Below are 17013 nucleotides of genomic sequence, written 5' to 3' on the forward strand. Positions count from 1 at the left end.
ACGTCCGGCGGAGAGCGCCGTCGCCCTTGCAGGGCGGGGGAGAGGTGGTCAGTGCTCGGGCTTGGCGCCGAACACGATCTCGTCCCACGAGGGGACGCTGGCACGCGTCTTGCGCGGGCGACGCGGTTCGCCCGTGCGGGGGGTGGGGCGTTCGCCGTGCTCACCGGTCGCGTCGGGCTCGTCGCGCTCGCTCCGCACGGTCCCGACGACGTCGCGTCCCCCGTGCGGGGCCACGGTCGGTCGCGAGGTGATCGCCTCGGCGGCCCCGTCCTGGTCCGGGGGAGCGTCCGCCGCGCCACGGTCGTCGTCGGTCTCGTGGGACCCGCGGTGGCCCGTGCCCGCAGGGTGCCCCGTGCCCCGGTGCGACGACGACGCGTCGTGCTCTCCGTCGTCGGGCGCCGGACGCTGCTCCTTGCGGCTCGCCTTGCTCAGCGAGAAGACCTTGGCCCCCGGGGGCTCCTCGTCCTCCGGTGTCTCGTCCCGGCGCCCCGAGCGCTCGCCGAGGTCGAACGTCTGCGGAGGCCCGAACCCCTCGAACGGGGCCGAGGGCTCGTCCCGGTGCTGGCGGACGCCGCGACGCTGGCTGAGGTCGTCGAGCATCGACGAGGTCGAGTCGGTCTCCTCGTGCAACGGGGAGGGCGCGTCGTCGCGCTCCGCCGGGTCCGTGGGCGACGCGGCGGACGGTGCCGACTGCGCTGTCGACGACGACGGTCCTGCTGACGCCTGCCCACCCCGGGCCGAGTGGTCGAACAGCGCGCCGCGGACCCCGCGGACGGGCTCCTCGGCGACGTCGGTGCCCGACAACCAGCGAGCCTCGTCCTCGAGCGCGTGCAGCGTGCGGTTCTGGGGGTCGTACGACCAGCGCGCGCTGCGCGCACGGTCACCGATGAGGAAGAGCGCCGTGACGGTCCACGGACCCGCGTGGGTGCGCGCGGCGGACCACTCGACGTCGTCCTCGGCGACGCCCCGTGCCGTGAGGCGCTCGGAGACCACCTCGCCCAGCGTGGGGGAGTCGTCGTCGTGGCCCGCGCGGTTCTTGAGCACCTGACCCACGACGTACTCCTGCTCGGCGAGCACGGGGCCCTCGAAGCGGTGGACCTGCTCGATCGGGATGCCGGCCTTCTCGGCCACCTCGCGGGCACTGAGCCCCGCACGCAGCTGTGCCTGGATCTCGCGCACGGGCAGCACGTCGGGGGACTGCGAGCGCAGGTGTTCGAGCTGGGCGCGGTCGCGGCGCATGGCGGCGCGCAACGCGTCGTCGACGGGCAGGGTGAAGCGCGCACCGTCCGGTCCGGCGAGGACGAGACGCTCCCCGTCCTCGTGCACCCTCACCAGCTCAAGCTCACTCATGAATCCTCCAACGACGTCGCAGACCGGCTCGTCGCCGGTGGGCCTGCACTCCCGAGAGTGCCACCCCGGCGCGCCGGGACGGCGCAGGCGGCTCGGTGTGCCGCCCGGTGAGGTCTGCTGGGATGATTCTCCCCGTGATCGAGTTCCCCCTGGACGACGTCCTCGAGCTGGGCGCGGTGTTCTGCGCCGCGCTGTCCGGAGGGCTGGCCGCGATCCGCAAGTCCTTCGACATCTTCGGGGTCCTGGTGCTCGCCTGGGCGACCGGGCTGGGCGGCGGGATGCTGCGCGACGTGCTCATCGGCGCCATACCCCCCGTGGGGATCTCGAGCTGGAGGCTCGTGGTCGCGGCGCTCGCGGCCGGCGTCGTCATCTACTTCTTCCACCCACGCCTCGAACGCATGCGCCGCGGCATCATCGTGCTCGACGCCGGTGCGCTCGCGCTCTTCGTCGTGGTCGGGACGACCAAGGGCCTCGACTACGGCGTCGGGATGATGGCCGCGGTCATCGTGGGGACGCTCACGGGGATCGGGGGCGGGATCCTGCGCGACCTGCTGAGCAGCGAGGCGCCGCTCATCCTCCAGGACCGCCAGCTCTACGCGGTCCCCGCGATCGTCGGGGCCTCGATCACGGCCGTGCTGTGGCACGAGGGGTGGCTCACGCTCTGGAGCCAGCTCGCGACGATCGGCCTGGTGTTCGGCTTCCGGCTGGTCTCGCTCCGGCTCGGGTGGACCGTCCCGGGGCCGTGGTCGGGTCGTCGCGGGGGTGCGGGGTCGGGCAGGATGTGAGCCGTGACCTTCTTCATCGATGACCCCCGCCTGCCCGACGACGTCACGATCGCCGCACTGCGCGCGCTCGCCGAGAGCATGGCCAGGGAGGCGGGAGCGCTCGTGCGCGAGGGCCGCCCCGAGCACGTCGAGGTGGCCGCGACCAAGTCGAGCGCGGTCGACGTCGTGACGGCCATGGACGCCGAGTCCGAGGCCCTGCTGCGCCGGATCATCGCGCGGGAGCGGCCCGACGACGCCGTCCTCGGCGAGGAGGAGGGGGCCTCCGAGGGGACGTCGGGCCTCACCTGGGTCATCGACCCGATCGACGGCACCGTCAACTACCTCTACTCGGTGGCCTCGTACGCGATCTCGGTCGCGGTCGTCGTGGGCCCCCCGGACCCCGCGCAGTGGACGGTGCTCGCTGGGGCGGTGCACTCGATCGTCGACGGCCGGACCTGGACAGCGGGGCTCGGGGCGGGCGCGACGCTCGACGGCGAGCCCGTGCGCGTCAACCCGGCGGGACCGCTCGCGACCTCGTTGGTCGGCACCGGGTTCGCGTACGACGCCGAGCGGCGCCGTCACCAGGCCGAGGTCCTGACGACGGTCCTGCCGCAGGTCCGCGACATCCGCCGGCTCGGGTCGGCGGCGATCGACCTGTGCCTGGTCGCGACCGGGAGCCTCGACCTGTACTACGAGCGCGGGCTGAACCCGTGGGACCTCGCGGCCGGGGCCCTCGTGGCCCAGGAGGCCGGAGCGCTCGTGACCGGCCTGCGGGGACGTCCGGCCGGAGCGGACATGACGGTCGCCGGACCGCCGGCCGCGGTCGACGCGCTGGTCGCGATCCTCGAGTCGGCGGGAGCCGATTCGGGGGTCTGATCCTCGGGCCGCCGCAGGGGTGACGAGGAACACCCCGCGCTGAGGGTGCGCTCGCGCGGTATTTGGTGCAGAATCCGGGGGCCACCGGGAACAATTCCGGGTGGCGGAGCATTACACCGCGTACACCAGTCAGGACGTCTCGCGAAGCGTCCTACGGAGTGCCAGTTCGACGGCCTTCGCCGGACCGAACGACCCCCATGTTCGACCACGACGTTCCGGAGTGTGACCCCACAGATGGCAACTGACTACGACGCCCCCCGCAAGAGCGAAGAGGATCTCAGCGAGGACTCGATCCAAGAGCTGCAGGCTCGTCGCTCCGACAAGAGCTCGGGCGTTGTGGACGAGGACGAGACCGAAGCAGCCGAAGGGTTCGAGCTCCCGGGCGCGGACCTGTCCGGCGAAGAGTTCTCGGTCCGTGTGCTTCCTCGGCAGGCTGACGAGTTCACCTGTTCGAGCTGCTTCCTCGTGCACCACCGCAGCCAGCTCGCGTACGAGAAGAACGGGCAGCAGATCTGCTCGGAGTGCGCGGCCTGAGCGCCGAACCCTCTCACGACGAACGGCCGTCACCCCTCGGGGTGGCGGCCGTTCGCGCGTGCAGGGCCCCGGCGTGGGCGGCCCTCGGGTCGCCCCGGGGGCCGGCGGCTCAGGCCGACGCAGACCGCGCCGAGGCCGTGATCGCTGCGGCGAGCGCGGGGGCGTGGCGCGTGGAGACGAGCCAGTACGGCGTCGGGTCCGCCGGGTCGTCGACCTCGACACGGACGCCCGTGCGGGCCCAGGCCCGCAGGCACACGTACGCGCGCGCGTCGAGCCCCGGGCCGAGCTCGTGCGTCATCGCCTCGCGGTCCAGGACCGTGACGTCGCGCAGCAGCGAGGTGGGGATGACGGCCCGTCCGGCCCGCAGGTGGGGCGTGCCGTCGGTGCCGGGGGCCACCGAGACCACGGGCGACGTCCACCAGAGCAGGCCCACGAGGACCACCAGAGCGATGCCCGCGGTGACGTAGGACAGGACCTCGTCCACGGGCCACAGGGCGATGCCCAGGATGACGGCGAAGGCGAGAGCGGCGGACCAGCCGCCGGGTCCGGGCAGGAGGCGTTCGCGGTAGGCGGCGTCAGGCTGAGGCATGGGTTCATCATCCCAGGTCCGCGAGGTGCCCCGTGGCGATGTTCGCCGCCCCGCCCGTCGAGCACTAGGCTCTGCGGGTGCCCACCGAAGAACCTGCGCCCTCGCGCGTGCCCGTGCCCTCGTCCGCCCGTCCGGGCGACGTCGAGGTGCTCGTCCAGCTGCTCGACGACGTCGCGGCGGTCCCGTCGTACGCCCACCCGGGCGATGCTGGGGCAGACCTCGTGACGACCGTGGACGTGGTGATCGCGCCGCAGGGCCGGGCGACCGTGCCCACGGGGCTCGCGATCGCGCTCCCGGACGGGTATGCGGCGTTCGTGCACCCGCGCTCGGGCCTCGCGGCCCGGCACGGCCTGACGATCGTCAACGCGCCCGGGACCGTCGACGCGGGGTACCGCGGCGAGATCAAGGTGATCCTGCACAACACCGACGCGTCGGAGCCGGTCGTCCTGCATCGCGGCGACCGCATCGCGCAGCTCGTGATCCAGAAGGTCGAGCACGCGCGCTTCCTCCAGGCGCAGAAGCTGCCCGGGTCGCACCGGGGCGAGGGCGGGTTCGGCTCGAGCGGCGGGTGGGCCACCGGGCGGTGAGCCCGGGTGCCCGCCGTGTTCGCTCGTGGCCGAGGGCGGTCACGGGAGCGGCGCGGCGGTCTAGTGTGGTGGGGACGGGGATCGGTGCACGCCGTCCCGTACGAGTCGCTGTCGATGGTCGACGCGGCGAAGAGCTGAAGGAGAGCTTCCGTGGGTTTGTTCCGGCGTAGTGCGTCGCAGCAGTCGAGCGACGAGGCGGTCGTCGCCGAGGGCTCCGAGTCCGTGGAGGCTCCGGCGGGTGCGGACGAGAGCTCGGCACCCGTGGCTCCGGCCGCGGGCACCCGTGGCCCGTTCGACTCCTCCCAGGTCAGCGAGCTCGGTGCCCGTGCGGACCTCGGGGCGATCTGGCTCCCGGGCGTCCCGGGCATGGAGCTGCGCATGGAGGTCGACAAGAAGACCCAGAAGATCACGGGGGCCGCCGCGGCGGTCAACGGCTCGGCGCTGCAGGTCCAGGCGTTCGCCGCCCCCAAGACCATGGGCATCTGGGACGAGATCCGCGAGGAGATCGCCGAGTCCGTGACCCAGCAGGGCGGGACGGTCGACGACATCCCCGGTCCGTTCGGTCGCGAGCTGCTCGCGAAGCTCCCGGTCACGGGCCCGGACGGCCAGCGCGGCTTCCGTGCGGCCCGGTTCGTGGGCGTCGACGGTCCGCGCTGGTTCCTGCGCGGGGTCCTCACGGGCAAGGCAGCCGTTGACCCGGAGGCGGCTCGCCTGCTCGAGTCGGTCTTCGCCAACATCGTCGTGGTCCGCGACAACAACGCCCGGCCGCCGCGCGACCTGCTGGCCATGCACCTTCCCGGTCAGGCGCCGCGTCCCGCGGTCGCCGCCCCCGAGGGCGCGGCCCCGTCGCTCCCGGCCTTCGACCCGCTCACGCGCGGGCCCGAGATCACCGAGAGGCGCTGACCCGAGATGTCGCTGCGTCAGGCGCTGCACGCGGTGCTGGCCTCCCAGGAGGAGATCGCCGCGGACGAGGAACGTCACGAGGCGTCCCGGCAGACGGGGTGCTCGGCGGTCGCGGACCTCGCGAACCGCAAGCGGGCCCACGTCTCGGGGGTGCTGCGCTCGGTGATCCTGCGGCCCCGTGAGGGGGTGCCGACGGTCGAGGCCGAGCTGTACGACGGCTCGGGCTCGCTCGACCTGGTCTGGCTCGGTCGTCGGCGCATCGCCGGGATCGAGCCGGGACGTCGCGTCCGTGTCGAGGGCCTGGTCTGCGAGATCGCGGGCCGGCGCACCATGTTCAACCCCCGCTACGAGCTGCGCCCTCGCGCCGGCGAGTGAGCCCGTGACCCACCCCGCAGGCGAGAGAGACGACATGACGCACGAGCACCCTGCCGCCCCCGAGCCGCTCGCCCGGGAGGTGGAGGAGGTCGCCGACGCGATCGACGACGTCGTGCCCCCGGACGAGGGCGCCGCACGCGGTGTGCGCGCCCTGACAGGGGAGTCGTTCTCGCTCGCCGAGTCGATCGGCGGGGTACGCGGGCTCGTGGAGTCCATGGCTCCCGGGCTCGTGTTCGTGGTCGTGTTCATCGCGTCGGGCAACACGCTCCAGCCCGCGCTCATCGCGTCGGTCGCGGTGGCGCTCGTGGCCGTGGCGGCGCGGCTGGTCCAGCGCACGCCCATCACGCAGGCCTTCGGCGGGTTCCTGGGGGTCGCGATCGGCGTGCTGTGGGCCTGGAAGTCGGGCGAGGCCCAGAACTACTACGCCGCGGGACTGCTGACGAACGCGGCGTACCTGGTCGCGATGGCGGTCTCGGTGCTGGTGCGCTGGCCCGTGGTGGGGCTCGTCGTCGAGGCGCTGCGCAGCGGGTGGACGGACGGGGACAAGGTCAAGGCCGCGGTCGCGGCGAGCGAGGAGCCCGACGCCGGAGCGACCTCCGCAGCGCCCGTCGCGGCGGGCGAGGCGCGGGCTCCGCACGAAGGCGACGAGCCCGCCCCCGGTGCCTTCAGGGCGTGGGCCCGTCGCTGGCGCGGGGACGCGGATCTCATGCGTCGCTACGCGCTCGCGACGTGGCTCTGGGTCGGCATGTTCGCGCTGCGGCTGGCCGTGCAGGTCCCGCTGTTCATGGCCGGCGAGGACGCGGTCGCCTGGCTCGGCACGGCTCGCCTCGTCATGGGCATCCCGCTGTGGGCGCTGACGCTCTGGGCGACCTGGCTGCTGGTCCGGCGCCCGCGCGTCGCGGACGAGGAGCCTGCTGCCCCTGCGTCGGCCTGAGCCGAGCCGCTGCGGCGCCTCGTGAGCCGGTCCGCGCACCTGGCCCGAGTCGACCCGCGCCCGGGCGGGCCGGGCGCGGGTCGACGACCCGTGGTCAGACGGGCAGGCCCGTGGTCTCGTCCACGATCCCGGTGCCGCCGTCGTCGGTCGGGTCGACCAGCACCTTGAGGAGCGCGGCCTCGTCGACGTCCCGACCCGTCACGATGAGCAGCTCGTCGCCCACCTCGAGGGTGTCGTCGATGCTCGGCGTGATCGGCTGGGTCCCGCGCACGATCGCCGCGAGGACCGTGTCCTGGGGCCACGCGACCTGACCGACCCGGGTGCCGATGAGCGGCGAGTCCGGGGGGAGCGTGAGCTCGAGGATGTCCGCGCCCGACTGGTGGAACGTGAAGATCCGCACCAGGTCGCCGACCGCGACGGCCTCCTCGACCATCGAGGTCATGATGCGCGGGGTCGACACGGCCACGTCCACGCCCCACGACTCGTCGAACATCCACTCGTTCTTGGGGTTGTTGACGCGGGCGACCGTGCGCGGCACGCCGAACTCGGTCTTGGCGAGCAGCGACACGACGAGGTTGACCTTGTCGTCTCCCGTGGCGGCGACGATCACGTCGCACTCGTCGACCTTGGCCTCCGACAGGGTCGAGAGCTCGCACGCGTCCGCGAGGAGCCAGTCCGCGTCGGCCACCTGCGCGACCCGCATCGCCGCGGGCTGCTTGTCGATGATGGTGACCTCGTGGTCATGGCTGAGCAGCTCGCGGGCGATCGAGCGCCCGACAGAGCCTGCTCCGACGACGACGACGCGCATCAGTTCTCCTTGAGTGAGGGGGCGTGCGTGAGGACGCGCTCGACCGTGGGGGCGTCCGCGCTGCGCATGAGGACGTGCAGCACGTCGTTCTCCTGCAGGACGGTGCTGGGGGTCGCCAGGACCCCCTCGCCGAACCGGCCGAGGAACGCGACCCGCGCGCCGGTCGCCGACTCGATGGTCCCGACCGCGTGGCCCACCCAGCCCGGGTGGAAGTCGGTCTGCGCGAGGCGGACCTGGCCCGAGGGGTCGCGGTACTCGTCGGTCGCGCCGAGCGGGAGCATGCGGCGCAGGACCTGGTCCGAGGTCCAGCGGACGGTCGCGACCGTCGGGATCCCGAGGCGCTGGTAGATCTCCGCACGGTGAGGGTCGTAGATGCGGGCCACGACGTTGTCGACGCCGTACGTCTCGCGCACCACGCGCGCGGCGAGGATGTTCGAGTTGTCGCCGTCGGAGACCGCGGCGAACGCGTAGGCGTCCTCGATGCCCGCCTGGACGAGCGTGTCCCGGTCGAACCCGAGGCCCGTGACCTTCTTGCCGGAGAACTCCGCGGACAGCCGTCGGAAGGCGTCGGGGTTCTGGTCGACCACGGCCACCGAGTGGCCGCGGTTCTCGAGAGACTGGGCGAGGGTGGCGCCGACACGGCCACATCCCATGATCACGAAGTGCACGAGCGAAACGCTACCGCGACGGCGTCACGTCCACGTACAGGAGCCGGGCGACGAGACCGGTCGGGCCGTGGAGGGGTCAAGGGCCCCCAGAGGGCCTAGCATGGGCCAACGTGTCGGATATCGCTGATGCCGCCAAACGATTGCTGCTCGGACGTCCCGTCCGCAGCGACGACCTGGGGCACACCCTGCTACCGAAGCGCATCGCGCTCCCGGTCTTCGCCTCGGACGCGCTCTCGTCCGTCGCGTACGCCCCGGACGAGATCCTGCTGACCCTCTCGATCGCCGGCCTGGCGGCCACGACCATCTCCCCGTGGGTGGGGCTGGCGGTCGTCGTCGTCCTGCTGACCGTGGTGGCGTCGTACCGCCAGAACGTGCACGCCTACCCCTCGGGCGGCGGCGACTACGAGGTCGCCACCGTCAACCTGGGGCCGACCGCGGGCGTCGGCGTCGCGTCGGCGCTCATGGTCGACTACGTCCTGACGGTGGCCGTCTCGATCTCCTCGGGCGCGCAGTACGCCGCGGCTGCGCTGCCGTTCCTGCGAGGCCACGAGGCGGCGTTCGCGATCACCCTGGTCGTGCTGCTGACCCTGGTCAACCTGCGCGGGGTCAAGGAGTCGGGCTCGTTCTTCGCGATCCCCGTGTACCTGTTCATGTTCGCGATCGGGATGACGGCCGTCGTGGGGTTCGTCCGGTACGCCACGGGCACCCTGCCCATGGCCGAGAGCTCGACCTACGAGCTCGTCGCGGAGAGCCATTTCGACCAGGGGCTCACCGGGCTCGCGGGAGCGTTCCTCGTGGCGCGCGCCTTCGCGTCGGGCTGTGCCGCCCTCACGGGCGTCGAGGCGATCAGCAACGGTGTGCCGGCGTTCAAGAAGCCCAAGTCGCGCAACGCGGCCACGACGCTCGCCCTGCTCGGGTCGATCTCGGCCTTCATGATCATGGCGATCCTCTTCCTCGCCCAGAAGACCGGCGTGCACTTCGCGGAGAACCCGCCCGAGCAGCTCACGATCAACGGTCAGCCCGTGCCCGACGACTTCGTGCAGGACCCGGTCATCGGTCAGCTCGCCCAGGCGGTGTTCCAGGGTGTCCCGATCGCGTTCTACCTCGTGGCCGCCGTCACGGGCCTCATCCTGGTCTTCGCGGCCAACACGGCGTTCAACGGCTTCCCGGTGCTGGCCTCGATCCTGGCCAAGGACGGCTACCTGCCGCGCCAGCTCCACACGCGCGGCGACCGCCTCGCGTTCTCGAACGGCATCGTGACCCTCGCGGTCGCGGCGATCGCACTCATCTGGGCGTTCGACGCCCAGGTCACGCGACTGATCCAGCTCTACATCGTGGGCGTGTTCGTGTCCTTCACGCTGTCCCAGCTCGGGATGATCAAGCACTGGACCCGCGAGCTGCGCACCACCCCGGACCCGCGCTTCCGCACCAAGATGAAGCGCTCGCGCGTCGTCAACACGATCGGGTTCGGCATGACCGGGACCGTCCTGGTCATCGTGCTGCTCACCAAGTTCACGCACGGTGCCTGGATCGCCATCCTCGCGATGGCCTTCGTGTTCGTGCTCATGCGGGCGATCCGCAAGCACTACGACTCGGTGCGCGACGAGCTCACCCTGGGTGAGGACCCCGCGGCCGCGCGCGCGCTGCCGAGCCGGGTCCATGCGCTCGTCCTGGTCTCCAAGCTGCACAAGCCCACCATGCGGGCCCTGGCCTACGCCCGCGCCTCGCGGCCCTCGGTGCTCGAGGCCGTGACGGTCGGCGTCGACGCGGACGAGGTCGCCGAGTTCACCGCGGAGTGGGAAGCGCTCGACATCCCGGTCCCGCTGCGCGTCCTGGACTCGCCGTTCCGTGAGATCACCCGACCGATCCTGTCCTACGTGCGCTCGATCCACCGCGAGAGCCCGCGCGACCTGGTCGTGGTCTACATCCCCGAGTACGTCGTGGGGCACTGGTGGGAGCACCTCCTGCACAACCAGAGCGCGCTGCGCCTCAAGGGGCGGCTCCTGTTCACCCCGGGCGTGGTCGTGGCCTCGGTGCCGTGGCAGCTCTCCTCGACCAAGGGGCAGACGGGCCTCGAGAAGGAAGGCTTCGCGGCGCAGAAGCGGATCAACCGCCGCTACTGAGCCGGACGTGTGCGGCCCCACGTGACGTCGGGCATCGGATCGGGGACGAAGTCCGTCCGCGTCCGGGATACTAGGGGGGTGTCTGAAACCCTGAACTCCACTCCCACCGCCCCTGAGTCTCAACCTCTGGTCGAGCTCGAGGTCGGGCCGGTCGCGCACGGTGGCCACTGCGTCGCGAGGCTCGACGGGCGGGTCGTCTTCGTCCGGCACGCGTTGCCGGGGGAGCGGGTGCTCGCTCGTCTGACCGAGGAGGGCGACACCGCGAAGTTCTGGCGGGCCGACGCGATCGAGATCCTCGAGCCCTCGCCGGACCGCGTTCCCGCGGCCTGGCCCGCGGCCGGTGCCGGCGGCGCGGGCGGCGGCGAGCTCTCGCACGTCTCCCTGCCCGCGCAGCGTCGCTGGAAGGCCGCAGTCCTCCAGGAGCAGCTCAAGCGGCTGGCCGGCCTTGACCTTCAGGTAGAGGTTGAGGGTGCGCCGGGTGACGACGAGCGCGGTGGCCTCGGCTACCGCACGCGGATCGACCTCGTCGCGGACGACAAGGGCCGTGCCGGCATGCGCGTCTTCCGCTCGCACGACGTCGTCCCCCTCGACGAGATGCCGCTCGCGACCCCAGAGGTCGCGGCGCTCGCCGAGGCCGAGGAGGTCTTCACCCGACGCTGGCGTCCGGGCACCCGGCTCGAGCTCGTCGCCCCTGCCGGCGGCACCGACCCGATCCTGCTCGTCGACGGGGTCGTGTGGCACTCGGGTCACATCGACCGCCGTCCCCACGCGCGCCGCGCCGTGACCGAGACCGTCACGGTCGCCGGCACCGAGCACACCTTCCGCGTCGCGGCCGACGGATTCTGGCAGGTCCACCGCGAGGCGCCCGCGCTGCTCGCGGAGGCCGTGCTGGCCGCCGCAGGTCCGCTCGAGGAGGCGACCGTCGTCGACCTGTACTCGGGGGCCGGGCTCTTCACGCTCCCACTCGCCGACGCCGTCGGCGAGACCGGGCGCGTCGTCGCGATCGAGGGCGACGAGCGTGCCGTGAAGGACGCGCGTCGCAACGCGTTCGAGAAGCCCCAGGTCGAGCTGCACCACGGCCCGGTCGAGAAGGTGCTGGCGGCCAAGGACCACGCGGCGCCCACGGCCGACGTCGTGGTGCTCGACCCGCCGCGGACCGGCGCGGGCCGCAAGGTCGTCGACGCGGTCGCAGCGCTCCAGGCCCCGCGCGTCGTGTACGTCGCGTGCGACCCCGCCGCGCTCGCACGGGACATCGCGTACTTCGCGAAGCACGGCTACACGGTCGAGTCCGTCACGGGCTACGACCTGTTCCCGCACACCCACCACGTCGAGGCGATCGCGGTCCTGACGCGCTGACCCGTCCCGGGCAGGCCGCACAGGGCCGTACAGGCACGGCCCAGGTTCGCCCGGGACGCTGGTCTCGCAGCAGACGGTTCACCTGTCGCCCGGAGAGGATCCGGGTGACGATGGACTGATGTGCCGGGAGCCCCCGGCGATGGGCGGAGCGGAAGAGGGCGCATGCAGGTCACCGTGGTCGTGCCGACGTTCAACGAGGGACCGAACGTCGAGGAGCTCGTGGGGCGTCTCGCTGCCGCGGTCGAGGGGATCGACGCGGAGGTGCTGTTCGTCGACGACTCGACCGACGACACGCCAGCGGTCGTCGCGCGCGTGGCCGGGTCGTCGAGCCTGCCGGTCCGGCTGCTCCACCGCGACGAGCCCGTCGGCGGTCTGAGCGGCGCGGTCGTCGAGGGGCTGGGAGAGGCCCACGGGGAGTGGGTCGTGGTCATGGACGGCGATCTGCAGCACCCGCCGGAGATGGTGCCGGTCCTGCTCGAGACCGCGGCTTCCACGGGGGCCGACATCGTCGTCGCGTCGCGGTACGTGGGCGGGGGCGACGCGGGCGGCCTCGACGGGCGGTGGCGGCACCTGGTCTCGTCGGCGTCCTCGCTGCTCGCACGCTCGATGTTCCCGGTGCGGCTGCGCAACGTGACCGATCCCATGACGGGCTTCTTCGCCGTCCGCACGGCGGCGATCGACGTCGCGGCGCTGCGCCCGCGGGGGTTCAAGATCCTGCTGGAGATCCTGGCCCGCAACAAGGTCGAGGTCGTCGAGGAGCCGTTCGTGTTCGGGGAGCGGTTCGCGGGGGAGTCCAAGGCGACGTTCGCGAACGGTCTGCGCTACCTGCAGCAGCTCACCGCGCTGCGGTTCGGGCGGATGTCGACGTTCGCGCTCGTCGGGGCGTTCGGGGCCGTGATGAACCTGGCGATCATGTGGGGCCTCGAGCAGTTCGGGGTGCACTACATGCCCGCCGCGGTGGTCTCGGCGGCCGTCACGATCGTGACGAACTTCCTGCTGCTCGAGCACTTCGTCTTCCACGACCTGCGCGACGAGGGGCGCAACGTGTGGAAGCGCGCGGCGCAGTCGTTCACGTTCAACGGCATCGAGGCCGCGGTGCGTCTGCCGTTCCTGCACTGGCTCGTGGTGCTCACGGGCATGCCACCGGTCCTCGCGCAGGCGCTGACCCTGGTCGTCGCGTTCCTCCTGCGCTTCGTCTTCCACGCCCAGGTCGTCTACCGGCCCCGCAAGAGCGAGCCCGAGCCCGTCGTCCCGCTCACGGGGGAGAAGGCGGCCCCCGCGGCCGACGAGGACTGAGCGCGCCGCTCCGTCCGGCGTCCCAGGGAGCGTCGTCCGCCGGTGGGGTCGTCCGTGCGGCCCCACCTGGGCTGTCATGATGGTCGCCGCGACCGGCTCCCCGGGCGCGACGACCGGAGGAGGGCCACCAGCATGGGCATCGTCGACAACGCGGTCTACGTCGACGGGCGGCGCACGGCCAACCCGTCGAGCCTCGACGAGACGTTCGAGACCATGCGCGAGCGGCACGGGCTCGCGTGGGTCGGTCTGTACCGGCCGAGCGAGGCCGAGATCCGCGCGGTCGCCGAGGAGCTCTCGCTGCACCACCTCGCGGTCGACGACGCGATCGCGGCCCACCAGCGCCCCAAGCTCGAGCGCTACGACGACAACCTCTTCGTGGTCCTGCGCCCGGCCCGCTACCTGGACGCCGAGGAGCGCGTCGAGTTCGGCGAGCTGCACGTCTTCGTGGGCCCCGACTTCGTCGTCACGGTCCGGCACGCCGAGTCGCCGGACGTGGGGGCGGTGCGCCGCCGGCTCGAGTCCACGCCCGAGCTCCTGCGGCTCGGTCCCGAGGCCATCCTCTACGCGGTGCTCGACCAGGTCGTCGACGAGTACGCCCCCGTGGTCGCGGGGCTGCAGAACGACATCGACGAGATCGAGGACCAGCTCTTCAGCGGGGACCCGGCCGTCTCGCGGCGCATCTACGAGCTCTCACGCGAGGTCATCGCCTTCCAGCGGGCCACCCATCCCGTCGTGGGCATCCTTCAGTCGCTCGAACGCGGCTCGGAGAAGTACGGCGTCGACATCGAGCTCCAGCGCAACCTGCGCGACGTGCTCGACCACTCGCTGCGCCTCGCCGAGCAGGCCGACTCGTTCCGGGTCCTCCTGCAGAACGCGCTCATGGTCCAGGCCACGCTCGTGGCCCAGCACCAGAACGAGGAGATGCGACGGCTGTCGGAGACGAGCCTCGCTCAGGGCGAGGAGGTCAAGAAGATCTCGTCCTGGGCGGCGATCCTCTTCGCGCCCACGCTCGTCGGCACGATCTACGGCATGAACTTCGAGCGCATGCCCGAGCTCGGCTGGGGCCTCGGCTACCCGGCGGCCGTCGCGGCGATGGTCGCCATGGGGTTCGCGCTCTACCTGATCTTCAAGCGTCACAAGTGGCTGTGACCGGCCACCGCGGCTCGGGTCCTGCTCCGACAGGGCAGAACTGCTGCTGACGGGCACAATCGACAGGTGAGCACCTCTGCCGACGACGGCGCCCCCGCGACCGGACCCGACCGCCCGCCGGGCGCCGCGTCGTCGGGCACCGTGACCGCCGGGCCCCGCGGGCTGAGCGCCCAGGAGGTGGCCGCGCGTGTCGAGGCCGGGCAGACCAACCGGACCTCGCAGGCGACCTCGCGCTCGCTCAGCGCGATCCTGCGGTCCAACGTGTTCACGCTCTTCAACCTGATCCTCGCGATCGCCGTGACCCTCGTGCTCCTCACGGGCCGGTGGCCCGACGCGGTGTTCGGGTTCGTCGTGGTCATCAACGCGGGGATCGGGATCGTGACCGAGTACCGCGCCAAGCGGACCCTCGACCGGCTCTCGATCCTCACAGCCCCCTCGGCTCGCGTGGTGCGCGACGGGACCGAGCAGGAGGTCGCGCTCGACGGGGTGGTGCTCGACGACGTGCTGCTCGTGAGCATCGGCGACCAGGTGCCGGCCGACGCCCAAGTGCTCGAGGTCACGGGGCTCGAGGTCGACGAGTCCATGCTCACGGGCGAGTCGCGCCCCGTGCACAAGGCCGTCGGCGACGAGGTGCTCTCGGGCTCGTCCGTGGTCGCCGGGCACGCGGTGTGCCGCGTGGTCCGCGTGGGCGAGGCCGGGTACGCCCAGCGCATCACGGCCGAGGCCAAGAAGTTCTCGGTCGTGCGCTCGGAGCTGCGTGAGGGGGTCAACAAGATCCTCAGGGTCGTCTCGATCGGGATCGTGCCCATCTCGCTCCTGCTGTTCTGGAGCCAGCTCTACTACACGGGCGGCGTGCGCGAGTCGATCGCGGACGGGACCTGGCGCGACGGCGTCGTCGCGGCCGTGGCGGGCGTCGTCGGGATGATCCCCGAGGGGCTCGTCCTGCTGACCTCGCTCAACTTCGCGATCGCCGCGATGCTGCTCGCGCGCCAGAAGGTCCTGGTCCAGGAGCTGCCCGCGGTCGAGATCCTGGCGCGCGTCGACGTGCTGTGCCTCGACAAGACGGGCACCATCACCGACGGGCACGTGGCCCTGACCGAGCTGCGCGCGCTCGAGCAGGTCGAGGGAGCCCGGGAGGCGCTCGCGGCCGTCGCGGCCGACCCCGAGGGCAACGCGACGTCGCAGGCTCTCGCCGAGGGGCTCACGGACGTCGAGGCCGCAGCCGTGCGCGAGTCGGTCCCGTTCTCCTCGGCCCGCAAGTGGAGCGCGCTGCGCACCGACGCGGGCGCGTTCGTACTGGGTGCCCCCGAGATCCTGCTCGCGGGGCGCTCCGACGGCCCCGCGATCGCCGCCCTCAGCGAGGTCCGCGAGGCCGCGGACACGGGCGCGCGCGTGGTCCTGCTCGCGCACGCCCCGACGGGCCTCCCGGCGACCGAGGCGCCGCTCCCGGAGGATCTCGTGCCCGCGCTGCTCGCGGTGCTGGGCGAACGCATCCGCCCCGACGCGGCCCAGACCCTCGAGTACTTCCGCCGCCAGGCTGTCCGGGCCAAGGTCATCTCGGGCGACAACCCCGACACGGTCGCGGCGATCGCTACCAAGGTCGCCCTGCACGGCGAGGGCGAGCGGGTCGAGGGCTTCGACGCGCGCCGGCTCCCCGACGACCCGGCCGAGCTCGCCGAGGTCGTCGACGCGCACGACGTCTACGGGCGCGTGACGCCCGAGCAGAAGCGCGCGATCGTGCACGCGCTCCAGTCGCGCGGTCACGTGGTCGGCATGACGGGCGACGGGGTCAACGACGCCCTGGCGCTCAAGGACGCCGACCTCGGGATCGCGATGGGCAACGGCGCCCCGGCGACCAAGGCCGTCGCGCGGGTCGTGCTGGTCGACGGGCAGTTCGCGACGCTGCCCGGGGTCCTGGGTCAGGGGCGCCGCGTCATGGCCAACATGGAGCGGGTCGCGAGCCTGTTCCTCGCGAAGACGACGTACGCGGCGATCCTCGCGGTGGCCGTGGTGCTGCTCGTGTGGCCGTACCCGTTCCTGCCGCGCCACATGACCATCGCGGGCTCTCTCACGATCGGCATCCCGGCGTTCTTCCTCGCGCTGCCGCCCAACAACCGGCGCTACGTCGCGGGCTTCCTGCGCCGGGTACTGAGCTTCGCGGTCCCCGCGGGGGTCGTGATCGGGGCCGTGATCCTGCTCGTGTACGGGTACCTGCGACCGCTCGTGGGCACGGGCGACGCCCGGTCGGCCTCGACGCTCGTGCTGATCGGGGTCTCGCTGTGGGTCGTGGGCATCCAGGCGCGGCCGCTCAACGGGTGGAAGCTCCTCCTGATCGCCGCGCTCGCGGCGTGCGCGGCGCTCGCGGTGGCGATCCCGTGGGTCCGCGACTTCTTCGCGCTCCAGGTCCCGACGGCGCAAGAGGCCGTGGTCATCACCGTCGCGGTCCTCGTGGGCTGGGTCGCGACCGAGGCCGTGTACCGGTTCTTCGTCCCGTGGCTCCTGCGGTGGCACCGCGCGTGAATATCTTGACGTCAAGATAAATGCGGTATGCTGTGTGTCGGCGGCATTTCGGTGCGTCGCCCGGCCCGGCGTACGCTGGGCAAAGCCCCCAGAACCATCTTGATCGTCATCCGACGACCTGCCACGTCGGGCGTGCGACGTGGGCCACAGAGCCCGCGCGGTGCCCCAGCGAGGTGGTCGT

The 17013-nt window shown here is 72.4% G+C and carries 16 protein-coding genes; 12 read left to right on the forward strand and 4 right to left on the reverse strand.

Going from position 1 to position 17013, the window contains the following annotated elements; translation table 11 throughout:
- Window positions 1-48: 48 nt before the first annotated feature.
- A complete protein-coding gene (gene sepH, locus ASE15_RS12475) occupies window positions 49-1350 on the reverse strand; it encodes a septation protein SepH (RefSeq protein WP_082618411.1) in 1302 nt (433 codons plus the stop codon).
- Between the two features lie 122 nt (window positions 1351-1472).
- Here sepH and ASE15_RS12480 point away from each other — a divergent pair, with 122 nt between their 5' ends.
- The 3 genes from ASE15_RS12480 to ASE15_RS12490 all read left to right on the forward strand — a co-directional run bounded on the left by ASE15_RS12480 (window position 1473) and on the right by ASE15_RS12490 (window position 3524).
- The gene (locus tag ASE15_RS12480) at window positions 1473-2135 is read left to right on the forward strand and encodes a trimeric intracellular cation channel family protein (protein WP_056763549.1); all 663 of its coding nucleotides are present in this window, start codon (window positions 1473-1475) and stop codon (window positions 2133-2135) included.
- Window positions 2136-2138: 3 nt separating this feature from the next.
- Window positions 2139-2990 carry an inositol monophosphatase family protein gene (locus ASE15_RS12485; protein WP_255354304.1) on the forward strand — a complete coding sequence of 284 codons (852 nt, stop codon included), beginning with the start codon at window positions 2139-2141 and terminating at the stop codon, window positions 2988-2990.
- Between the two features lie 234 nt (window positions 2991-3224).
- The gene (locus ASE15_RS12490; RefSeq protein ID WP_056650168.1) at window positions 3225-3524 is read left to right on the forward strand and encodes a DUF4193 domain-containing protein; all 300 of its coding nucleotides are present in this window, start codon (window positions 3225-3227) and stop codon (window positions 3522-3524) included.
- 109 nt (window positions 3525-3633) lie between these two features.
- On the opposite strand, the gene ASE15_RS12495 is transcribed toward ASE15_RS12490, so the two are convergent.
- Window positions 3634-4113, reverse strand: a complete 480-nt coding sequence (locus ASE15_RS12495) for a DUF3093 domain-containing protein (RefSeq protein ID WP_056763551.1) — start codon at window positions 4111-4113, stop codon at window positions 3634-3636.
- A gap of 113 nt (window positions 4114-4226) precedes the next feature.
- Here ASE15_RS12495 and dut point away from each other — a divergent pair, with 113 nt between their 5' ends.
- The 4 genes from dut to ASE15_RS12515 all read left to right on the forward strand — a co-directional run bounded on the left by dut (window position 4227) and on the right by ASE15_RS12515 (window position 6912).
- Entirely contained in the window at window positions 4227-4700 is a 474-nt protein-coding gene (dut, locus tag ASE15_RS12500; protein ID WP_056763823.1) for a dUTP diphosphatase, read from the forward strand.
- A gap of 150 nt (window positions 4701-4850) precedes the next feature.
- Window positions 4851-5603, forward strand: coding sequence for a DUF3710 domain-containing protein (locus ASE15_RS12505; RefSeq protein ID WP_056763554.1), 753 nt, complete (start codon window positions 4851-4853; stop codon window positions 5601-5603).
- A 6-nt stretch (window positions 5604-5609) separates the two neighbouring features.
- On the forward strand, window positions 5610-5978 hold the full coding sequence (locus ASE15_RS12510) for an OB-fold nucleic acid binding domain-containing protein (protein WP_056763556.1): 369 nt from the start codon (window positions 5610-5612) through the stop codon (window positions 5976-5978).
- A gap of 34 nt (window positions 5979-6012) precedes the next feature.
- Entirely contained in the window at window positions 6013-6912 is a 900-nt protein-coding gene (locus ASE15_RS12515; RefSeq protein WP_082618412.1) for a DUF3159 domain-containing protein, read from the forward strand.
- A 94-nt stretch (window positions 6913-7006) separates the two neighbouring features.
- Here ASE15_RS12515 and ASE15_RS12520 read toward each other — a convergent pair whose 3' ends face one another.
- Together ASE15_RS12520 and ASE15_RS12525 are read right to left on the reverse strand one after the other, a co-directional pair.
- The gene (locus ASE15_RS12520; RefSeq protein WP_056763558.1) at window positions 7007-7720 is read right to left on the reverse strand and encodes a TrkA family potassium uptake protein; all 714 of its coding nucleotides are present in this window, start codon (window positions 7718-7720) and stop codon (window positions 7007-7009) included.
- Window positions 7720-8373, reverse strand: coding sequence for a TrkA family potassium uptake protein (locus tag ASE15_RS12525; RefSeq protein ID WP_056651301.1), 654 nt, complete (start codon window positions 8371-8373; stop codon window positions 7720-7722). Before ASE15_RS12525 ends, ASE15_RS12520 begins: the two co-directional genes overlap by 1 nt.
- A 125-nt stretch (window positions 8374-8498) precedes the next feature.
- Here ASE15_RS12525 and ASE15_RS12530 point away from each other — a divergent pair, with 125 nt between their 5' ends.
- From ASE15_RS12530 to ASE15_RS12550, 5 genes are all read left to right on the forward strand, one after another.
- Window positions 8499-10511: an APC family permease gene (locus tag ASE15_RS12530; protein ID WP_056650153.1), complete on the forward strand. Its 2013-nt coding sequence runs from the start codon at window positions 8499-8501 to the stop codon at window positions 10509-10511.
- A 78-nt stretch (window positions 10512-10589) separates the two neighbouring features.
- Complete coding sequence (locus ASE15_RS12535; RefSeq protein WP_056650150.1) at window positions 10590-11867, forward strand: class I SAM-dependent RNA methyltransferase; 1278 nt, start codon at window positions 10590-10592, stop codon at window positions 11865-11867.
- Window positions 11868-12029: 162 nt separating this feature from the next.
- Window positions 12030-13163, forward strand: a complete 1134-nt coding sequence (locus ASE15_RS12540; RefSeq protein WP_056763560.1) for a glycosyltransferase family 2 protein — start codon at window positions 12030-12032, stop codon at window positions 13161-13163.
- A 132-nt stretch (window positions 13164-13295) separates the two neighbouring features.
- Complete coding sequence (locus tag ASE15_RS12545; protein WP_056650144.1) at window positions 13296-14312, forward strand: magnesium and cobalt transport protein CorA; 1017 nt, start codon at window positions 13296-13298, stop codon at window positions 14310-14312.
- Window positions 14313-14378: 66 nt separating this feature from the next.
- A complete protein-coding gene (locus ASE15_RS12550; RefSeq protein ID WP_235534396.1) occupies window positions 14379-16832 on the forward strand; it encodes an HAD-IC family P-type ATPase in 2454 nt (817 codons plus the stop codon).
- Window positions 16833-17013 lie beyond the last annotated feature (181 nt).

It is taken from the genome of Oerskovia sp. Root22, from assembly GCF_001429135.1.
Classification (GTDB): domain Bacteria; phylum Actinomycetota; class Actinomycetes; order Actinomycetales; family Cellulomonadaceae; genus Oerskovia; species Oerskovia enterophila.